The organism is Rhodococcus jostii RHA1, assembly GCF_000014565.1.
Classification (GTDB): domain Bacteria; phylum Actinomycetota; class Actinomycetes; order Mycobacteriales; family Mycobacteriaceae; genus Rhodococcus_F; species Rhodococcus_F jostii_A.
On sequence record NC_008269.1, the window covers coordinates 573,930 to 590,611 of the forward strand.

The 16,682-nt window shown below is 61.9% G+C and carries 15 protein-coding genes; 7 read left to right on the forward strand and 8 right to left on the reverse strand.

Annotated features, from left to right (window positions below):
- Positions 1–208 precede the first annotated feature (208 nt).
- Both RHA1_RS38390 and RHA1_RS38395 read left to right on the forward strand, forming a co-directional pair.
- The gene (locus RHA1_RS38390) at positions 209–1,822 is read left to right on the forward strand and encodes a ParB/RepB/Spo0J family partition protein (protein ID WP_237720320.1); all 1,614 of its coding nucleotides are present in this window, start codon (positions 209–211) and stop codon (positions 1,820–1,822) included.
- 110 nt (positions 1,823–1,932) lie between these two features.
- The gene (locus RHA1_RS38395; protein WP_005571224.1) at positions 1,933–2,790 is read left to right on the forward strand and encodes a ParA family protein; all 858 of its coding nucleotides are present in this window, start codon (positions 1,933–1,935) and stop codon (positions 2,788–2,790) included.
- Positions 2,791–3,181: 391 nt separating this feature from the next.
- On the opposite strand, the gene RHA1_RS38405 is transcribed toward RHA1_RS38395, so the two are convergent.
- From RHA1_RS38405 to RHA1_RS38420, 4 genes are all read right to left on the reverse strand, one after another.
- Positions 3,182–4,264, reverse strand: a complete 1,083-nt coding sequence (locus RHA1_RS38405; protein WP_011599364.1) for an IS630 family transposase — start codon at positions 4,262–4,264, stop codon at positions 3,182–3,184.
- Positions 4,265–4,456: 192 nt separating this feature from the next.
- Entirely contained in the window at positions 4,457–4,690 is a 234-nt protein-coding gene (locus RHA1_RS49870; RefSeq protein WP_039952505.1) for a hypothetical protein, read from the reverse strand.
- Between the two features lie 216 nt (positions 4,691–4,906).
- Entirely contained in the window at positions 4,907–5,260 is a 354-nt protein-coding gene (locus RHA1_RS52555; RefSeq protein WP_237727062.1) for a hypothetical protein, read from the reverse strand.
- A 368-nt stretch (positions 5,261–5,628) separates the two neighbouring features.
- Entirely contained in the window at positions 5,629–6,549 is a 921-nt protein-coding gene (locus RHA1_RS38420) for a ParA family protein (RefSeq protein ID WP_011599367.1), read from the reverse strand.
- A gap of 1,687 nt (positions 6,550–8,236) precedes the next feature.
- Between RHA1_RS38420 and RHA1_RS38425 the strand changes: the two genes are divergently transcribed.
- Positions 8,237–9,331, forward strand: a complete 1,095-nt coding sequence (locus tag RHA1_RS38425; RefSeq protein WP_237720560.1) for a site-specific integrase — start codon at positions 8,237–8,239, stop codon at positions 9,329–9,331.
- 249 nt (positions 9,332–9,580) lie between these two features.
- A complete protein-coding gene (locus RHA1_RS38430; RefSeq protein ID WP_007299709.1) occupies positions 9,581–10,687 on the forward strand; it encodes a site-specific integrase in 1,107 nt (368 codons plus the stop codon).
- 289 nt (positions 10,688–10,976) lie between these two features.
- Here the strand turns inward: RHA1_RS38430 and RHA1_RS47365 are convergent, their stop codons facing one another.
- Positions 10,977–11,483, reverse strand: coding sequence for a helicase associated domain-containing protein (locus tag RHA1_RS47365; protein ID WP_007299710.1), 507 nt, complete (start codon positions 11,481–11,483; stop codon positions 10,977–10,979).
- Positions 11,484–12,125: 642 nt separating this feature from the next.
- Between RHA1_RS47365 and RHA1_RS38440 the strand changes: the two genes are divergently transcribed.
- Entirely contained in the window at positions 12,126–12,467 is a 342-nt protein-coding gene (locus RHA1_RS38440) for a histone-like nucleoid-structuring protein Lsr2 (RefSeq protein ID WP_007299711.1), read from the forward strand.
- Between the two features lie 81 nt (positions 12,468–12,548).
- Here RHA1_RS38440 and mihF read toward each other — a convergent pair whose 3' ends face one another.
- The gene (mihF, locus tag RHA1_RS38445; protein WP_005564740.1) at positions 12,549–12,866 is read right to left on the reverse strand and encodes an integration host factor, actinobacterial type; all 318 of its coding nucleotides are present in this window, start codon (positions 12,864–12,866) and stop codon (positions 12,549–12,551) included.
- Positions 12,867–13,263: 397 nt separating this feature from the next.
- On the opposite strand from mihF, the gene RHA1_RS53780 reads away from it, so the two are divergent.
- Positions 13,264–13,476, forward strand: a complete 213-nt coding sequence (locus RHA1_RS53780) for a zinc finger domain-containing protein (protein ID WP_420228115.1) — start codon at positions 13,264–13,266, stop codon at positions 13,474–13,476.
- Between the two features lie 690 nt (positions 13,477–14,166).
- On the opposite strand, the gene RHA1_RS47370 is transcribed toward RHA1_RS53780, so the two are convergent.
- Positions 14,167–15,085 (reverse strand): IS5 family transposase gene (locus RHA1_RS47370; RefSeq protein ID WP_237727063.1). Its coding sequence is split into 2 segments (ribosomal slippage): positions 14,167–14,700 and positions 14,702–15,085, totalling 918 coding nucleotides; the frame shifts between segments, so codons are not numbered across the junction.
- A gap of 21 nt (positions 15,086–15,106) precedes the next feature.
- Positions 15,107–15,643 (reverse strand): ScbR family autoregulator-binding transcription factor, encoded by a 537-nt coding sequence (locus RHA1_RS38455; protein ID WP_011599370.1) that lies wholly within the window; start codon positions 15,641–15,643, stop codon positions 15,107–15,109.
- Positions 15,644–16,493: 850 nt separating this feature from the next.
- Here RHA1_RS38455 and RHA1_RS50910 point away from each other — a divergent pair.
- Entirely contained in the window at positions 16,494–16,643 is a 150-nt protein-coding gene (locus RHA1_RS50910; RefSeq protein ID WP_157234314.1) for a hypothetical protein, read from the forward strand.
- Positions 16,644–16,682: the final 39 nt, after the last annotated feature.

Genomic DNA, 16,682 nt, shown 5'->3' on the forward strand with positions numbered 1-16,682 from the left:
TGCACTCGCGCATGAGCGCTGCGGGACTGTTGGTGGCGGCATGGCCTGCCAGCGGTGGACATTGCACTTGCCCATGGGTGGAACCTTCCGGGTGATGCACGGTGCATCACCCGGACGCGACACGCCGCTGGAGATGTCAAAGCAGGCAGTTCGTTCCCAGTACGCTCCTTCTGAATACATGCAAAGCATGCGTAGAGAATGGAGGATTATGAGCGCCGGAGTGACATCCGAAATGGTGGCCACCAGCTCATCGACCAGTCCGGCTGCGAGCAAGCGCAAGCCGGCCGCGCGTAAACCGGCGGGCAGGAAGACTGCTAGTCGGTTCCGAAAGTACGCTGGCGGCGAGGATAGCGAGGAACTTGCGGCTGCAGCCTCTTCTGGTGCAACTACGCAGACGATCGGCGACGCGAATACAGGCGGTATTACGGCAGCGCTTGCTGGATTAGCTGCCGCCGACGGCCAAACCGTTGTGCAGGTTCCGGTACTTCAGACCGTACCGCACCCGTTCAACGATCCGGACAGGTCAAAGCCCCAGGCTGGTGACCCGAAGTGGGATGAGCTGGTCAACGGGGCCAGGGCAAACGGCATCAAGGTTCCGGGGTTGCTGGTAACTCGTGAGGGCTTCCTCGCGCAACGACCCGAGCTCGCCGACGCTCTTGGCGACGATGCCGAGTATGTAGTCATCTACGGCCACCGCCGCCGTGCGGCCGCCATTGCCGCCGGCCTGGCGACGATTCCGGCGGTAATTGATGACGCCGTGATGGACGATCACGGCGACCTCGACGCCATGACGTTGGAGAATCTCGGACGCCAGGACCTCTCAGAGATCGCCGAGGCCCGGATGTTCGCTCGGTACTCGGAGTTGGGGATGGGGCAGCGAGCGATCGCGGAGAAGCTAGGTGTCGATCAGGCGACCGTGTCCAGGCGGCTGTCGCTGTTGCTCCTTGCGCCGGAGGTTCAGGCCGCGATTGCGGAGGATGCGATTCGTAGCGCCGAGGGGGCCGCTTTGGCTGGCGCGCTCCCCTATGGTCCCGCGCGGAGCTGGCAGAAGAAGCCGGATCCGGCTCAGGGCACGGATGTTCGTCGTTCTGAGCAACTTGCGGCGTTCACGCTGATTGCTGAACGCGGAATGAGCCCGACACGTGCGGCTGAACGTGTGTTGACGGAGCGGAAGTCTCGGGAGCAGGCATCGGCTGCGGGGCTCGATGTCGTGGATCCTCGGGAGCGGTTCGGTGAGAGCTTTCATGAGCATCGACTGTTCGAGGTTTCCGATGTCGATCTCACGAGTGCCAACGTCGTCGGTGCGATCGACCCCGGTCAGGGAACGCTTGTCTACTATGCAGTCGACAAACCCTCGCGTGAAAACGACGATGCCGACGAGTTGGCCGCGAGACGAGAAGCGGAAGCGCGGTCGGCGGCAGCGGAAGCGCGTCGAGAAGCGGGCAAGAAGCTCGCGGCCTCTGTTCCGTCGCGAGAGAAGTTGGTGACCTTCTTAATCGACCAGTATGCCTTTGGCGTCTCCGCGCTGGCGACGAGCCAGGAGGGATGGAGGTTGGCGCAGGCATTTGTGCGGTTGGAAGGTCTCGACCCCGCCGAGTTCCGTGTGAGCGCTGAGAACGGCGACGAGAAGCGCCGCAGTGAGATTGCCTGGGCGTGCGCGGTTGCAGGTTACGAACTTGCGGCGGCGGATCCCTCCCGGGAGTGGGGCCGTTCTGATCTCGTGTATTTGGACTTGCTGTCCGAGCGTGCCGGTTACAAGCCGACCGCGTGGGAGGAAGCCCGCCTCGACGTTGCGCGCCGCGCACTGTCTCTCGCCGATTGACGTCGGTGATGCACGGTGCATCACCCTCCCACGCCGCAGGGTGATGCACCGTGCATCACCCGGAAGCGGACATCAATTAATCCAGGACATTCAAACCGCAAGGAGTTCCCGTGGCTACCTACGCAGTAGCAACCCTGTCCGGCAGTGCCGGCAAAACGACGACGGTCACGTCGACCGCCACGTTGCTCGCCCAGGACGGATACCGCGTCCGTGTTCTCGACATGGACAGTCAGGCAAACGCAAGCACCTGGCTCGGATACCCGGAAGCCTCCGGTAAGACCGCGGCCGACGTCCTCCGGCGCAACGCTTCGATCAAGGAAGTCGAACGCCCAGCGCGGGTGCTGCGGGGGTACGACGAAGCCGACCAACCCGTGTACGAGGAGATCCCCAACCTCACAATCGTCCCCGCCGCTCGCGACACACTCGACAAGTTGATCGTGGAGCTGCCCGCAGTAACGGGTGGTGTCCTTCATCTGCGTGACGCGCTTGAGGAAGCGGATCCTGTCGACGTCACCTTGATTGACTCCCCCGGCTCCTTGAATGTTTTGGTGATCGCCGGCATCCTCGCGACAACTGTCGATGAGGAAGGGCCGTACGGATCGTGGGGCCTGATCACCTGCACGAAGCCATCCGGCAAGGAGAACGAAGGCATCCCGGCGTTGGAGCAGGAACTGCGGAAGATCAAGCGGACCTACCGCGTCGACGTTCCGCTGCTGTCTATCGTCCCCTGCGCAGTCCCCCCGATTGGCGACGTTTACCGTGAGCAGATGGATGATCTGCTCAGTGAATACGAGGACAGGGTGACGCCCCCGATCCGTCGTGCGAGCATCGTGGATGAGGCCTACACGAACTATGTTCCGGTGCCGATCTACGGTTACAGGGCAAAGACGGTCACCAGCGACTACCGAGCTGCGCTGACTCACATGCAGAAGCTGGGGCTGTTCGGACAACGGGCAGTGGTCGCGTAGGGACTGGAGGCCACCTGTGGTGAACGATGTTGGGCGGCACATGCGGCCTTCACGTGGGACGAGCACAGTCAATGTGCCCCATGATCTGCACGCGCTAGCCCGGGCTGCCGTACGCCTCGTGCGTCGTAAGACCGGGCGGCCGTACTCGCTTATGCAGTTCACACAGGAGGCGTTCGCAGCGCAACTGAGAGTGATTGCGGAGACCTACAACGATGGTCGCGCGATTCAGCCCGACGCCGAGCCGCTGGAGCCCGGTAAGGCGGTGTGAGGCAGGGCGGGTGGCGTGGAGAGGCCCCGGGACACCCGGAAGGGCTTGGGACAAGCCATCGATGCAATCGCCGGGCGGTGAGCCCTCTGCTGGATCGTCACAAGCTAGTGGTGTGTCTCTGATTTAGCTGATCTTTTCCAGTGCGACGCGGCCGCGCGCAACCTTGGCGAGGATGGATTCGGCGGTCGCGGTCCATTCGTACGGTCGGGGGCTTTCATTGTGGGCATCGAGGTATTCCTCGATCGAGGCGATGAGGTGCGGTACGGAGTGAAAGACCCCGCGCCGCAGAGCTTTATCAGTCAGCTCTCGGAACCAACGTTCGACGAGATTAAGCCACGAGGAGGAGGTGGGAGTGAAGTGCAGGTGGAACCGTGGATGCTTATCGAGCCAAGCCCGGACCTTCTCGTGCTTGTGGGTGGCGTAGTTGTCCAGGATCAGGTGGATTTCCAAGTCCTTGGGCACCTCGCGGTCGATGGTGCGCAGAAATCGCAGGAACTCCTGGTGACGGTGGCGCGGCAGGCACTGGCCGATCACGGTGCCGGTGAGGACGTCGAGTGCGGCGAACAAGGTGGTGGTGCCGTGACGCTTGTAGTCGTGGGTCATCGTCTCGCCGCGGCCCTTGATCATCGGGAGCGAGGCCTGGGTCCGGTCGAGGGCTTGCACCGACGACTTCTCGTCCGCGCACAACACGATCGCCCGCTCGGGCGGGTTCAGATACAGACCGACGACGTCGACGAGCTTGTCTTCGAATCGCGGATCGTTCGACAGTTTGAACGTCTCGACCCGGTGCGGCTTGAGTCCGCGAGCAGACCACACCCGCTGGACGGTGTCCTTGGAGACCCCGACATACTCTGCCATCGTCCGGCAACTCCAATGAGTCTCGCCTTTCGGGCGGTAGTTCTGCGTCAGGTCCACGATCTCCTCGATCTTCTCCTGCGGGATCGAGGGCTTGCGACCACGACCCTTGCGCACCTCACCCAACCGCGCCATGCCGTCCTCGGCGAACCGCGCCCGCCAGTTCGCCACCGACCCTGGCGATACCGACAATGCCTGCGCGATAGCCGTGTTGGCCATGCCCTCGGCCGCCATCAACAACGCCTTGGCCCGCACCACCTCCCGGTGTGCACCCGACTGCGACCGCGCCAACGACTCGAGTACAACGCGTTGCCCATCGGAAATCTCTAAAGCTGGTACCGGGTTCCTCATGTACGGATTCTATCGAATCGATCAAGAATTATTTGCGAGACACACCACTAGCGAGGGCTACCAAGCGAGTGTCACCAGCCGCGCATTGGTATGGAGCCAAGTCGGTGTGGTCGCCCGACGCGGCCCATCGTCACGTTTCATGCAGCTGGGCGGATCGATTTCGAGTTCATCATGCCGTACCGGCCGGTGCCGTCAATCGCGTGATGGACGGCAGCAGCTCCACAGTCCGCGGCATGCGTACGCGGCAGCCACACTGCCGCCGAAGATCAGAATGATCAGAAACAAGATCCCGGTAGTCGACGTGGCGCCATGGCCACTGACCCAATTCCAGCCCATCGAGAGACCGGGCACCAGTGCCGCGAGACCGACCATGAGAAGTACAACCAGACCCACGATCGTGTCTCGGGAGAACGTTGTTTCGGCCACCGCGTCACCATATCGGGGCAGGCGTCCGCAGCGCCGACCTTTTCCCGGAGGGTCTCGGGCGATGTGGTGTCCGACGGGCTGGGGAAGCCACCGCCACTTTGCTGAGGTGACGACGGCCAGGGGGCGCCACGCACTCTCCACGACTGGACGCCCCGCCCCCGGGTCCCCGCCCCGTTCGATCATCGATTCGCGCGTGTCCAAGCGCGGTTGCCAGGCTCAGTCAGGTCTGACATCCAAATACAGGCGGAGTGCGTGCTCGACCAGCGCGCTACGGCTACCCGCTGACCACTCTTCGGCAAGCGCATCGAGTGTGGCGGTATCGGAGGCGATGATCCCGGCAAGAGGAACACGAGCCTGAATCTCGCTGTGCCGCCGGCGGCGCGGTTGCGCACCTGCCTCGCGCCGCTTGAACAGACCAGCGCTTGCTTGAGGTTCTGCGGTGCTCCAGTGGCGTTGAAGTTCGCCGGCGTGCCTCTCAACAGCGTCGAGGACCACTTGCCCGTAGGGACGCGCCGTCGCGCGGTCACGCTGTCTTTCCTCGAGCGTGAGTTGGCGCAGGGCTGTGTACACCGCAGGGGGGAGATAGACCTCAGGAGGGGCGGTCCGGATTGGCGCGAGGCTGCTGTCGCTGCGTGTTTTGGGCTTCCGGCGGGGCGCGACTACCGGCTTTGAGGCGTCAGACTGTGGTTGGGGGGCTTCAGGCTCAGCGTCCGTCAAATCTGGCGTCGCGTCGTCCGTCTCGGGAGGATCCGGCGAGGTTACGAGTGACGGTTCCGGTGCGGGCTCCGCTTCCTCGCTTTGTTGGTCGTTCGATGATGGTGCGGGCTGCGGGGCTGGCGTCTCGTCGACCGTTTCGGTGACAATGCTCAGCGTGGGGAGCAAATCGTCGAGGTCTCCGAGAGCTCCAGGATCGAATGCAGCCTTCCGGCGTCGTGCACTCACGCCACTCCCCCGGAGACTTCGTCCTTCTCCGCCGACGCCAACCGGCTGAGAACTTCTCGGGTAAGGGATTGGTAGTCGCTCGCGAGACCGGACGGGTCTCGGGACCATAAACGCTCACCGAGGCGCTTCTTGTCGCGCAGCCGCTGGATCCGATTCTTCAGCTGATCCTCGGCGGCGGCGACCAGTTCCGCGGGGGTCAGGTGACGGATCCGGAGATCAACGGCGGCTGCACGATCGGACCGAATAAAGGTCTCGAACGGCGCAGCGCCACTACCTTCGAGCAGATCCTCAACCTGCTCGAAGACCTCGCGGTTCCGCGCTGTCGCGCGTGGGTTCGCATCAAAGAGAACGACACCGAGAAGTTGAATGAGGGAACCGTTCTCACGCGCTCGGAGGTAGCGGGCGGCAAGGAGCTCCACACCCGACAGGCTTGCATCGTCGTCCTTGGTCGGTACGAGGAGGTACCGTGCGGTGCCCAGCAATGCGTCGAGCAGTGGGGCGTCTCCGGGGCCTGAGTCGATCAGAATCAGGTCGTAGTGTTCGACTGACTGCAAATCGTTGAGGGTGGAGACGAGATTGCCCCGCAGATCCATTCCTGACTGGGCGGCGGTCGCTGCGATCGCGCCGATGACCGCGAGTGCCGGCCCTCCGGGGATGAGGTCGAGGTTCGGTCGGACTTCTCGGGTGGGTTCGAGCGGGTGCGCGTACTGAAGGGCCATGCTGAGGCCCTTCCCGCGGTCCCCCTCGACTCCGAGATCCGAGGATGTGACGTTTGCCTGCTGGTCCGCGTCAACGACGAGCACCCGGCGTCCGGCCGCTGAGACCATGCCCGCGACAGCTGCGACGATCGAGCTTTTGCCGACACCGCCCTTTTGATTGGCGATAAGCACACTGCGCGGGGGCTGCGTTGGTGACATGCCTAGCAGGGTACGGCTGGCCGGTCGGCGAGATGGCCAACGACACGCCCTTGTCTAAGGGGGTGCAGCAAGTCATGGGTATCGCCGTTGTGAGGGTGGCTTATCAGGCGTGTTCGACAGCCCTTGCGACGGTGATGCAACAGGTCTTGTTCTAGGCCTCAGTAAGTGATGACGGCCCGGGTCTTATCGGATGTGGTGTCAAAGGTCGGGTTGATGTTCATGCACATGTCCTATCGAAGGGTGATGCGCCAGGGCATGGTTAAGGATCTTGAGATGGTGATTTGATAGGTCATTAACACGGTTTGTATGACGATCGTGTCACACGCAGGTTCGACGGTGATGATTAAGGACGTAGACAAGGCCATAGTTAAGGCCATAGGTATAAAGCCAGCTCAAAGGACATTTTTGACGCTCGACTAGGCGGACCTGAACGTCGGAGTTTGCGGAAACTTCGAATCTCTTGTGGCCTGAATCTGCGCGGTGGGGGAGTGGACTCTGCCCGCTTGGCATCGGCGTGCGGGGCCCGGGTGAGTTGTTCTCCGACGCATAGTGGCGAAGTACGTATCCGGTCGCGCGGACGGCAGGTTCGCGCGGTCAGGTACGTTTTTGTGGAGCGCGGAGCCGTGAAACCCCTGTTCAGAGGGGTCAGGAGGTTTTCGCTCTGGCATGCTCGGACCGGGGGAGGGGGCTTGAGGCCGGCTGCGCAGCTTCCACAGTTGCGCCAAGACGAGCGCGAGCGGCGTCCGTGTTCACCTGCCCGCCTTGGCGGCCACGAAAACCCTACTTAAGGCCATATACAAGGCCATACCACTGGCCGTGCAAATGATCATTTATGGAAGCCTTCGGTTGGTCGGAGATCGGTGAAGTTCGTAGCCGAGAAATGTCGCGGCATCCGCTCCGATGCCGGTATGACGCCGAGATCCGACCCGCATTAGGCCAGCCCTACCCCTTTCTGGATTACGTCACTTGACGAAAATCCGGAAGGGGCTCGTTCTTTCGCTTTCGAAACATTTTGACCACCCAGGTGAGATGAGACGGCCGCTTTCTAGCGGGTCTCGATGCGCCGCGCAAGAAGAGGAGTGTCAGGAAAATGGAAACGCGATAGTTAACGAGCGCAATGGCGTGGGCACAGTGACTCCACCGGTGATCGCGTTATGGCGGTAATACGGGAAGCGCCGCACAGGTCTGCGGGACCGCAGTTTCTGCGTCTCGTGACAACGAAACTCTAGGTCAACGAGGTTCGGGTGTGGCTTGGTGCAGCGGGATCTACCTTCGTCCGCTCCACAGTGAGCGACAAGCATCCCGCAAAAACAGAGGCAAAAGGACGCTACGCCCAGTCGCTTCCGCAATCTGATATCAGACCCACGCTAAAAGACACTCAGAACTCGATATGCGGAAGAGTCCCCAGGTCAGGACCCCTTCCAAGAGTATAGGCGCCACTCCAGCATTGGAAGTTGCGACCGAGGGGTTGCAGGGAGCTGTCCTGAGTTGACTCGACAGCAGGAGGAAGCGTCGGGGAGCGGTTGTGTGACGGCGGGGCGGGGTCCACTTCGGTCAGCCGCGTGTTCGGGGGTGATGCACGGTGCATCACCACACCCGGCACACGAAGCGGTCACGGCCGCAGCTACCACCGCGGCACGGCGTAGCGTATCCACGAATTGACGACTATGCCTGGAATGATGGGCACGTGAGCAATCACGATGCGTCACGCCCTGCAAACCCGACATCACCGGAGACAATGCCTTCCGTTCCGTCGGGCGACGACGCGTCGGTGTCGCTGCCGGGAGTCGACGATCGAATCGTCGCTGACCTCGACCGGTTGCAATCCGCCAGTACCGCGAGAAACTACCGTCAGGACTGGATCAGGTTCGCAAGTTGGTGTGCGCCCCGTGAAGTTTCATTGATGCCCACCGATCCTCGTGCTGTCGCTGATTATGTGCGTGTGAACGCTGAGACGCGGTCCGAGGCGGGCGATCGGATGTACTCCATTGCGACATTGAGTCGGTGGGTGGCGTCCATCAACTATTGGCACCGCGCATCTGGATTGCCCCTGCCCGGTCGGTCGCCGTGCGTCAAAGATGCGCTCGCGCAGGCGCGTAAGGCATACAGGCAGAACGGCGACCGCCCAACTAAGCGGGCGCACCCACTTCGTATCGACGAGGTCGAGGGAATTGTCGATACGAGTCGCCGGGACGCGACGACATGGGTTAAGCGAGCGCGGGAGCGCCGCGATAGCGCACTGTTGTTAATGGGTTTCGCGGGGGCATTCCGGCGCTGCGAGCTGTCAATGCTCACCATCGCTGACGTGGCGCAGGGCCGCGACGGCGATCTTCGTATCCAGCGTGTTGGGCGGCGCGGGGGTCTGGGCGAGAGCTTGATCAAGCATGTCCAGTCATCACAGGATCACACGATGTGCGCTTGTTGTGCCTACAGGCGCTGGCTCGAGGTGGTTTCGGCTGTCGACGGCTTCGGTCGTCCCGGTGCGATTCGGTTGCTCCACCAGCAGGAGGAGTTCGAAGGCCACATCTGCCTTTCCGCGGCGCCAGTTGTCCAGGATCCGGCGTTACCGGTATTCCGAGCTATCCGTGCGAACGGCAACATCAACGCGGTGGCGCTGTCGGGCGCGGCAATTCACGCCGCGATTCGGCGTCGCGCAGCTCTTGCAGGCCATTCCCACGAGTTTGTCGAAAGGGTCGGGGGAGAGTCGTTGCGGGCCGGCTCTGCTGCGGAGCGCCAGGACAACGACTCGCAGCGTGACCGATCTTTGCGCCGTGCGGGCTAGTCTCGCATGGTCTCGTGGGCGAGCGTAAGAATAGTTGGGCTCCGGGCCCGGTAACGCTAGCGAAGGTGACATGGGGCGGGCCTTTGGTGAGAGTGCGGTTGCATCTTCGTTCGTTCCGCGACTCGCCAAGGGACGATGCGAACGAATGTGCGGAGTGGGTACCTCTCCGACTCCGGAGCGAACTCTCGGGGCGACACATGGCTTTGGGTGCGTGATCGTCGGCATCGTATTGCATAGCCTCGTACTGTGATGATCGCGCAGACGGAAATTGAAGGCGTGCAGGATGTTTCCGCGCTGTTTTCCAGGCGCGGTCAGGGTGCGCAGTACCGATACGACTGGGCTCTGTTCGCTGATTGGTGTACTGCGCTCGCGGCATCGGCGCTGCCCGCTGATCCACTTGCCCTCGCGAGCTTCCTTGACGAGCACCCGGCGGCGCAGTCCACCCAGCGGCGGCGCGTTGCAGCGATCAATTGGGTGCACAACGCCAGCGGGTACCCCGCGCCTGGGTCTGCTCGAGTGATCCGCCAAGTTCTGTCAGCACGTGCAGGTAAACGCGACGATCTCGCTCGCTCCGCACGCGGGGTGTTGTTGACGCTGCCCACCGTCGGTTGGCCACAAGGACTGTTTGGCCGAAGGGATGCGCTCATCCTGGTTCTCAACTGCATTGTCGGGATATCCGCGACTGAGGTGGGGAAACTTCAACGGAGCGACGTCACGTATGACGGGAAGATTGTGACCGTCGGTGGCGGACACGCTGTGGAGCTGCAGCCACTAGCGGACAACCCTCAGTGCTGCCCCGTAGCGATCTACCTGAGATGGGCACGCCTTCAGGCGTTCTTCGATCGCTACCCCTCGAACCGAGTGCTCGCTCGAAGTCTTGCGAGTGCTCACGAGATTGCCGATGACATGGTGGAGTCCTACGGGATGCTGCCGGGTCTGCGCGAGGGCCAAGACGGGCCCCTGCTGCCGAGCTTCGATCAGTGGGGACATTTCGCCGCACTCCGCCGTGATCGCCGAGGGGTGTCCGGCAAGTCGGTCACGGCGATCGTTACTGCGCATCTGACGGGAGCTGCCTCGGCGAGTCATACCCGCTCCGATCCGACAGGCAGGCTTGCCGATGTCGAGGTAGAAGAGGCGGTGGCCTCGCCGTGGTTCGACGGCTCCGAGGGCGGGGTGGACTGCGCATCGCCCGCCCCGGAAACTCTCATCGAGCAGTATGAGGCGGCTGTTGCTCGGAAATATGCGGATGTCCGGGCATTGGGGGATCTGGCTGAGGCTTTCGAGGACATCGATCGGAAGGCGGACGCGATCCTGCGTCGCACTGAGGAGATACTCGAGCAGATGGGTCTGGCGTAGTCGCGGGCGGTGCGACGACTGGGAAGGATCAAGACCTGGGGTGGCCGCCTGTCCTAGTGAGAGTATGAGGAACGGGTCCTTCGCCGAGAAGATGGAATGCGGGTGCGGACTTGCCGCAGGCAATACGTCCGTACGTATTGCCTGCGGGGAATGTTCTACCGCCCGTGCCGGCGGATGGCTACGATTCCGGCGCCTGGACTTCCAAGGACCTCCTCGACGGGCAATTCATCAAAGACGCGGAGGCCGCTCTCCATCGCCTGGCGGAGATCCTGTTGGTCGGGAGCGGTTTCTACGCTGCGGTTCTTGGTCCGCGTGGGCGGGGGCCGGGCGTAACTCCGAGTGCGGCGAGTGGGCCACGCTCGTCGTCTGGTAGCGCGTCTGCTCGCCACTTCTTCACTGCCCGGTAGAGCCATTGGCCTACCTGCTCGCCTTCGGAGTTGACATAGTTCGCGGGAACGAGTGCATTGCCGTGCTGCTCACGGTAAGCGGCGATCTCGGCCAGCATTCGACGTCGTTTGCTGTCTGTCCGGGTGACCGCGGGTAGTGGGGCGTCGTCTTCGCTCCATACGAAGCCGATTGAATCGAGTTGGTGAATGCGCTCCGCGGGAAGAGTGCCGAGCATTCGCGCGACGCGCTGGCGGTACTGCCAGCGACCGAGCTGGAAGCCACATTCAGTTACGTAGTTCTCGGGTATCGCTGTGTGAGGATGTTGTTGTCGGAATGCTGAGTACAGCTCCAGCGCCGAGGGTGCGGACCGGTGAGTACGCATCGAGATCAGTCCTTCTGTGGAATCCATATATTTGTAAAGTACATAGCTTCTTCTTCAGTGATGTCAACCACATTGGCTGCGTGTCATGAAAATCACCCAGACGGAGGTGAGGCGACCGCCGGGCCGGCGGCGGTGATCTGTTCACCTGATTGCCCGATCGTGTCCTATTTACAGTCGTCCTCAGTGAGACGGCCGAAGGCATTCCCGCCGTTCGCATCAGCGCGAACTGGAAGTATTCAGCCCTTCAGTTCGGGCTCCTGTTGAGCTGTGTGGAGATCCGAGGCCTCGCGATGGCCGCATGTTGTTGCTCCTCGCGGGTTCCGAGGCTCCGTGCTGGCCGAGAATATGACTTCTGGCTGCCGGTGATTCATTGTCGCGGTTGGTGTTCAGGCCGCGTAGGTCCAGGAGAATCAGCTGGCGGTGGGGCGTCATGGTTGCGCGTATGCCCGTGAACCAGAGGCCCTGCGGGATGTGGACTGCTTTGAACTTTTCGCGGCTCCAGTGCGATGCGAGTTGTGGTCCGTGACCTATGCCGAGTGGGTACTGATTGCGCCGCCCTGCTCAACGTCGGAATCAGCGGTGTCCTGTTCGAAACCTGTCACGGAGTGGCACGGGAACCTTGCTTCGCAGTAGTGTTCCCCGGGTTATCGACGATGAAGGAGTGGAACAGTGGCGCGCAAGATTGTTGTCGAATGCGTCGACGACATCGACGGAACTCCGATCAAGAACGGTAACGGGGAGACCATTGCGTTCTCCGTCGACGGCGTCGACTACGAGATCGATCTGAAGGTCAAGAACGCCAGGGAATTCCACAAGACTCTCGACTACTACATCGAGCACGCAACTCGGGTCGGCGGAAGGAAGCGTCGGTCGACTCCTTCAGTAGAAACGTCGCAGGGGCGCAAGCGGGCAAAGGAAATTCGGGAATGGGCGACCACGGAGGGTTATCAGCTGTCCGCGCGCGGACGTATTCCCGCTCAAATCGAGGAAGCGTACAGCGCCGCTCACTGAGTCCACGCCTTCGCGCGAGTTCGACAAACAGCCTCCAGCCATCTCACTTCGAGTTGGCCGGAGGCTGTGGCAGTTCCACGGTCAGGAGGCGGACGACGCTTCTATCAGTGCCTGGCGCTGGTTGGCTCCGAGTCCGCCGATACGACGGGTCTCGGCGATCGACAGTTCCTCGAGGAGCTTCGCGGCCTTCACGGATCCGACGCCGGGGAGAGCTTTGAGCAGCGCCGAGACCTTCGTCTTCTTCACGATTTCGTCTGTTTCGGCCTTCGTGAGCACCGCTTCGACGCTGAGGTCTCCAGCCTTCACTGCGGAGAGGAGTTCGCTACGCGCCTTGCGCGCTTCAGCGGCCTTCGCCAGTGCCTCGGCGCGTTGTTCCGGTGTTAAGACAGGCAGTGCCATGATGGTGCTCCTTGTTGCGTTGTTCGGCCAGATCGTCTGGCTGTCCCTTGCCATCGTGCCAGGTGGAAAGGACATGTCCGCCTCCTGAGCGGTTGGGACCGACCTCCGGATGGCTGTTCTTACGTCTACGGATGTGGCCGACGGTGTATTCGAAGAATACGTCGTCTGGGTGGTCATCGTCGCAAAGCCGCTTCTCGATGCTTCGGCGGCATGAGCACGGGGGCGGCGTGCTACCCACATCCGTGCCGGCGCTAGATGGGGCAGTCGAAGGTTCCTCACTTTCGTGCGCTCGGCTGGATTGCGCAATGGTGTCGGTGGTGGCGTGTGTGTCGGTGCGGCATGATTCGCCATGGTCGGTCATAGTCGTCATATGAGGTAATGGTCGTGGAGGTGAGTGATGGATCCATTCGAGTTCGTTGCTCATATTCCCTGTCCGCACTGCCGCGTAGGCATTGGTGAACGGTGTGTCACCAAGGACGGGTACGTGCGGAAGATCCCCTGCCTTCACCGCGTGAAACTCGCTAAATGGCCTGACTCGGAGGAACTTCCAGATAGTAGGTCCGAGTCGGAGTGTGATGGTGGCGAGCTTGGGGGCTCCCGCGACGGGTGAAATGCGCCCCTCAATCCGACGCGGCGGCTGCTGCATAGGATCCCACGACCAGCATGCTCCGACCTTCTGGCTCCTGCCTAGTAGGGGCCGCTGCAACAACGTCGTCCGTTACTGGCCGGGACCACCGCTCCGTTGGTGATGGTCAAACTACACCTACGACATCCTGCACGCGGATGTCCGCGAACTCGTCCCCACCGAGAATCGACTGGCGTCCGCCTCACCGACTTGAAGGAGAAGTCGTTCATCGCCGGCGACGCGGCCGCCACGTAACCACGGTGCAGACTGCGCCGACATGCTGGTTACCCTACCCACGTACTTGTCCAACACGGTGTTGGACAAACATGGAACTGTCGGCACGCATGGTTGCGACAGCAGCTATCCGGGGATGGCGATGCTTTGCTGCCCATAGCGTCTTGACAAGTTGATGCTCGGAGCGATGGTCCAAATTTGGAACCCGGGGGTATGTCGGGCGCCGTCGTCTCTTTCAGTGAGCGGAGGTGGGGTTCGGGTCCGCACCTGGTCGACCCGGTGACGCGATTCGCTAGGAGGGCACGAGGTAGGAGGACAGCCGACGAGCGGCGAACTGGGAGAAGTAGTCAACTTTCGCGTCGTCGACTAGCCCGGGCAGGAAAACCTTCCACGCGGTGGTCATACGCTCAGGCAGTTCCGTCAGTGTGTCGGTTGCCGATGCTAGGACATGTCTCCCAATAGTTTGAGCCATTCGACGATGCCGGCGAGAAGGAATCCAGCCCGGTAAGTCAGCGCAAGCTTGTCATACCGGGTTGCCACCGCTCGCCACTGTTTTACCTTGTTGAAGGCCCTTTCCACTACGTTGCGGCCCTTGTACGACTCGGCATCGAAGTTCGGTGGCCGACCGCCCGCGCTGCCCTTGTTCTTGCGGTTGGCCACCTGATCGGACTTCTCGGGAATGACCGCCTTGATGCCCTTGCTGCGTAGCAGTTCTCGATTGGCCTTGGATGTGTACGCCTTGTCGGCACGGACCTCGTCCGGGCGCGTGCGGGGTGCGCCGCCACCGATGCGCGGCACGCAGATGCCCTCCAGGAGCGGGCCGAACATCGGGCTGTCGCCTGCCTGACCAGGACCAACCAGCACCGACAACGGACGTCCGTCGCCATCGCACGCCAGGTGAACTTTGCAGGTCAGCCCGCCGCGGGACCGGCCGATGCCGTGATCGACCGGTTCGTCAAGCAGATTCGTGTAATTCGGCAGATCCCCCTGTGCCACGCGCGGCGTTGGCGCCGTGCTGGTGCACCCGCACCACGGTGGAATCCACCGACACCGCCCAATCCAGGTCGCCACCGGAATCGGCCATCGCGGCCAGGGCCATGAGTACCCGATCCCATGTTCCATCCCCGGCGTAGCGTCGATGCCGCTTCCACACCGTCTTCCAGGGGCCGAAATGCGCAGGTAGATCCCGCCACGGGAGCCCGGTACGCAGCCGATAGAGCATCCCCTCCACCACGAGCCGGTTATTCTGGAACTTCCGCCCCCGCAGCCCATCCGAACTGGGTAACAGCATCGCAAGCAACGCCCACTGCTTCTCGGTCAACACCTGATATCGATCCGTCACCTCTGTCACAGCAAACATGCTGCCGCACAACACCCCAAATCATTGGGAGACACTCCCTAGTAGACGCGTGCCGAATGTCATCTCCAGCAGCAGACGGCCCGCCTCATCCGGATTTGTGTCAGCGCGGAAGTCGCCTTCTTCGACTGCCCTTGCCGCCAATGCCTGGTAGGTCGAGATCCATTGATCGAAGACCACGTTCCCGGTGCCCCGGAAGTCGCCCATCTCGTTGAGAAGGCGGAATGCGGCCAATACCAGGTCGTCGTTGTTGGACGGGTGGATCATCACATACGAGATCCCGATCAACGTTTCCAGAGCTGGTGTGCGGGAGTCGAATTGTTGAGAGCATGCCGATTCGAGGTTTGCGCAGCCCTCGTCGATAACTGCCCGTGCCAACTGCTCTTTCGAGCTGAAGTGGAAGTACAGTGAACCCTTCGTCACCCCGGATTCGGAGATGATCTCCTGTAGGCCCGCCTTCACGTAACCCAGGCGGTTAAACACCTCAGCCGCGGCGGCCACTACAGCCTGCCGCGTAGCGATTGCACGCTTCTGCAAGGCGTTCCCTTCTGCATTTCCCACTGGTTCATATCAAACCTACAGGTTGGTATTAGGTTGTAAAACTGGACAAATGTCCTATTTTCGCTACGCATGGAGGTCTCCGGCAAAGCTGTCTCCGGTGCGCGGGTGGCGCCGACTCGCGGGGACGCCACCGGGCGAGTCGGCTTCGTTGCCGAGAAGTCGGCAAGATGTCGGCACGGGCGATTTGATCAGTCGGCGTCCACCTGCCGTCGAACCCGGGAGAGAAGCGTGTCAGCGGGATTTGGTGGGGGAGGACGGCCACACAGGGAACCGACTTCCGTCCCTGTCGTAACGGTCGATCTGGGTGATGCCGCGCCGGGGTGAATGGGGCCGGTGCGTCTCGTTAATCGCGTGAAAGTCTGATTCGAATGTCTTCTCGCTCGATGTTCCATCATCGAGCGTTACCAGGTACCTGGGCATACTCAGAAATATGCCACTGTGGCTGGCGGTTCGGGCACATTCGTAGGATCCGTCGAAAAAACAGTCATGACCGACTTCGATTCAGCGACAGCATTTTCCATCCGCGGTGGCCAGCGGCCAGCCGGGCGGTGGAGGCGGTGACGGGGTGGAGTGTTGGGTGGACCTCGGCCGCGTAGGTCCACTGGCAGATAGGGGCAATGTGAACTCTCACCGAATACACGGCGCGCCTCGCGTTAGGTTGTCGGCGCGAGTGTTAGACCAGATCTACTCTTTTGAGCGAGGTGGTCGTCATGTTCGTGCTGGTCGGGCGTGTTCGTGCACGCTGGAGACGCTCCTATAGACGAGGTTCCCCTGTAGGTTCTCGTCAGATCCGGCAGTAACGGGTACTCAGGGACAAGAGACCGGCCTCAAGGGTGTGGGGGACACCAGAGTGGCGGCGAAGAAGTTGCCCCAACAGGGCGTCGGCGGTGTCGCGCAAGTCGGCCGGATCGGTGGGTGTATCAAAGGGAAGAGGGTGATCGACCTGATGACCTTCGCCGGTACTGATGGTTCCTGGTGCAGTGTCGCTGCCGAATTCTGATTGAGGAGGCGCAGTGTCCGAAAGTGGTGTGCCGTTGTT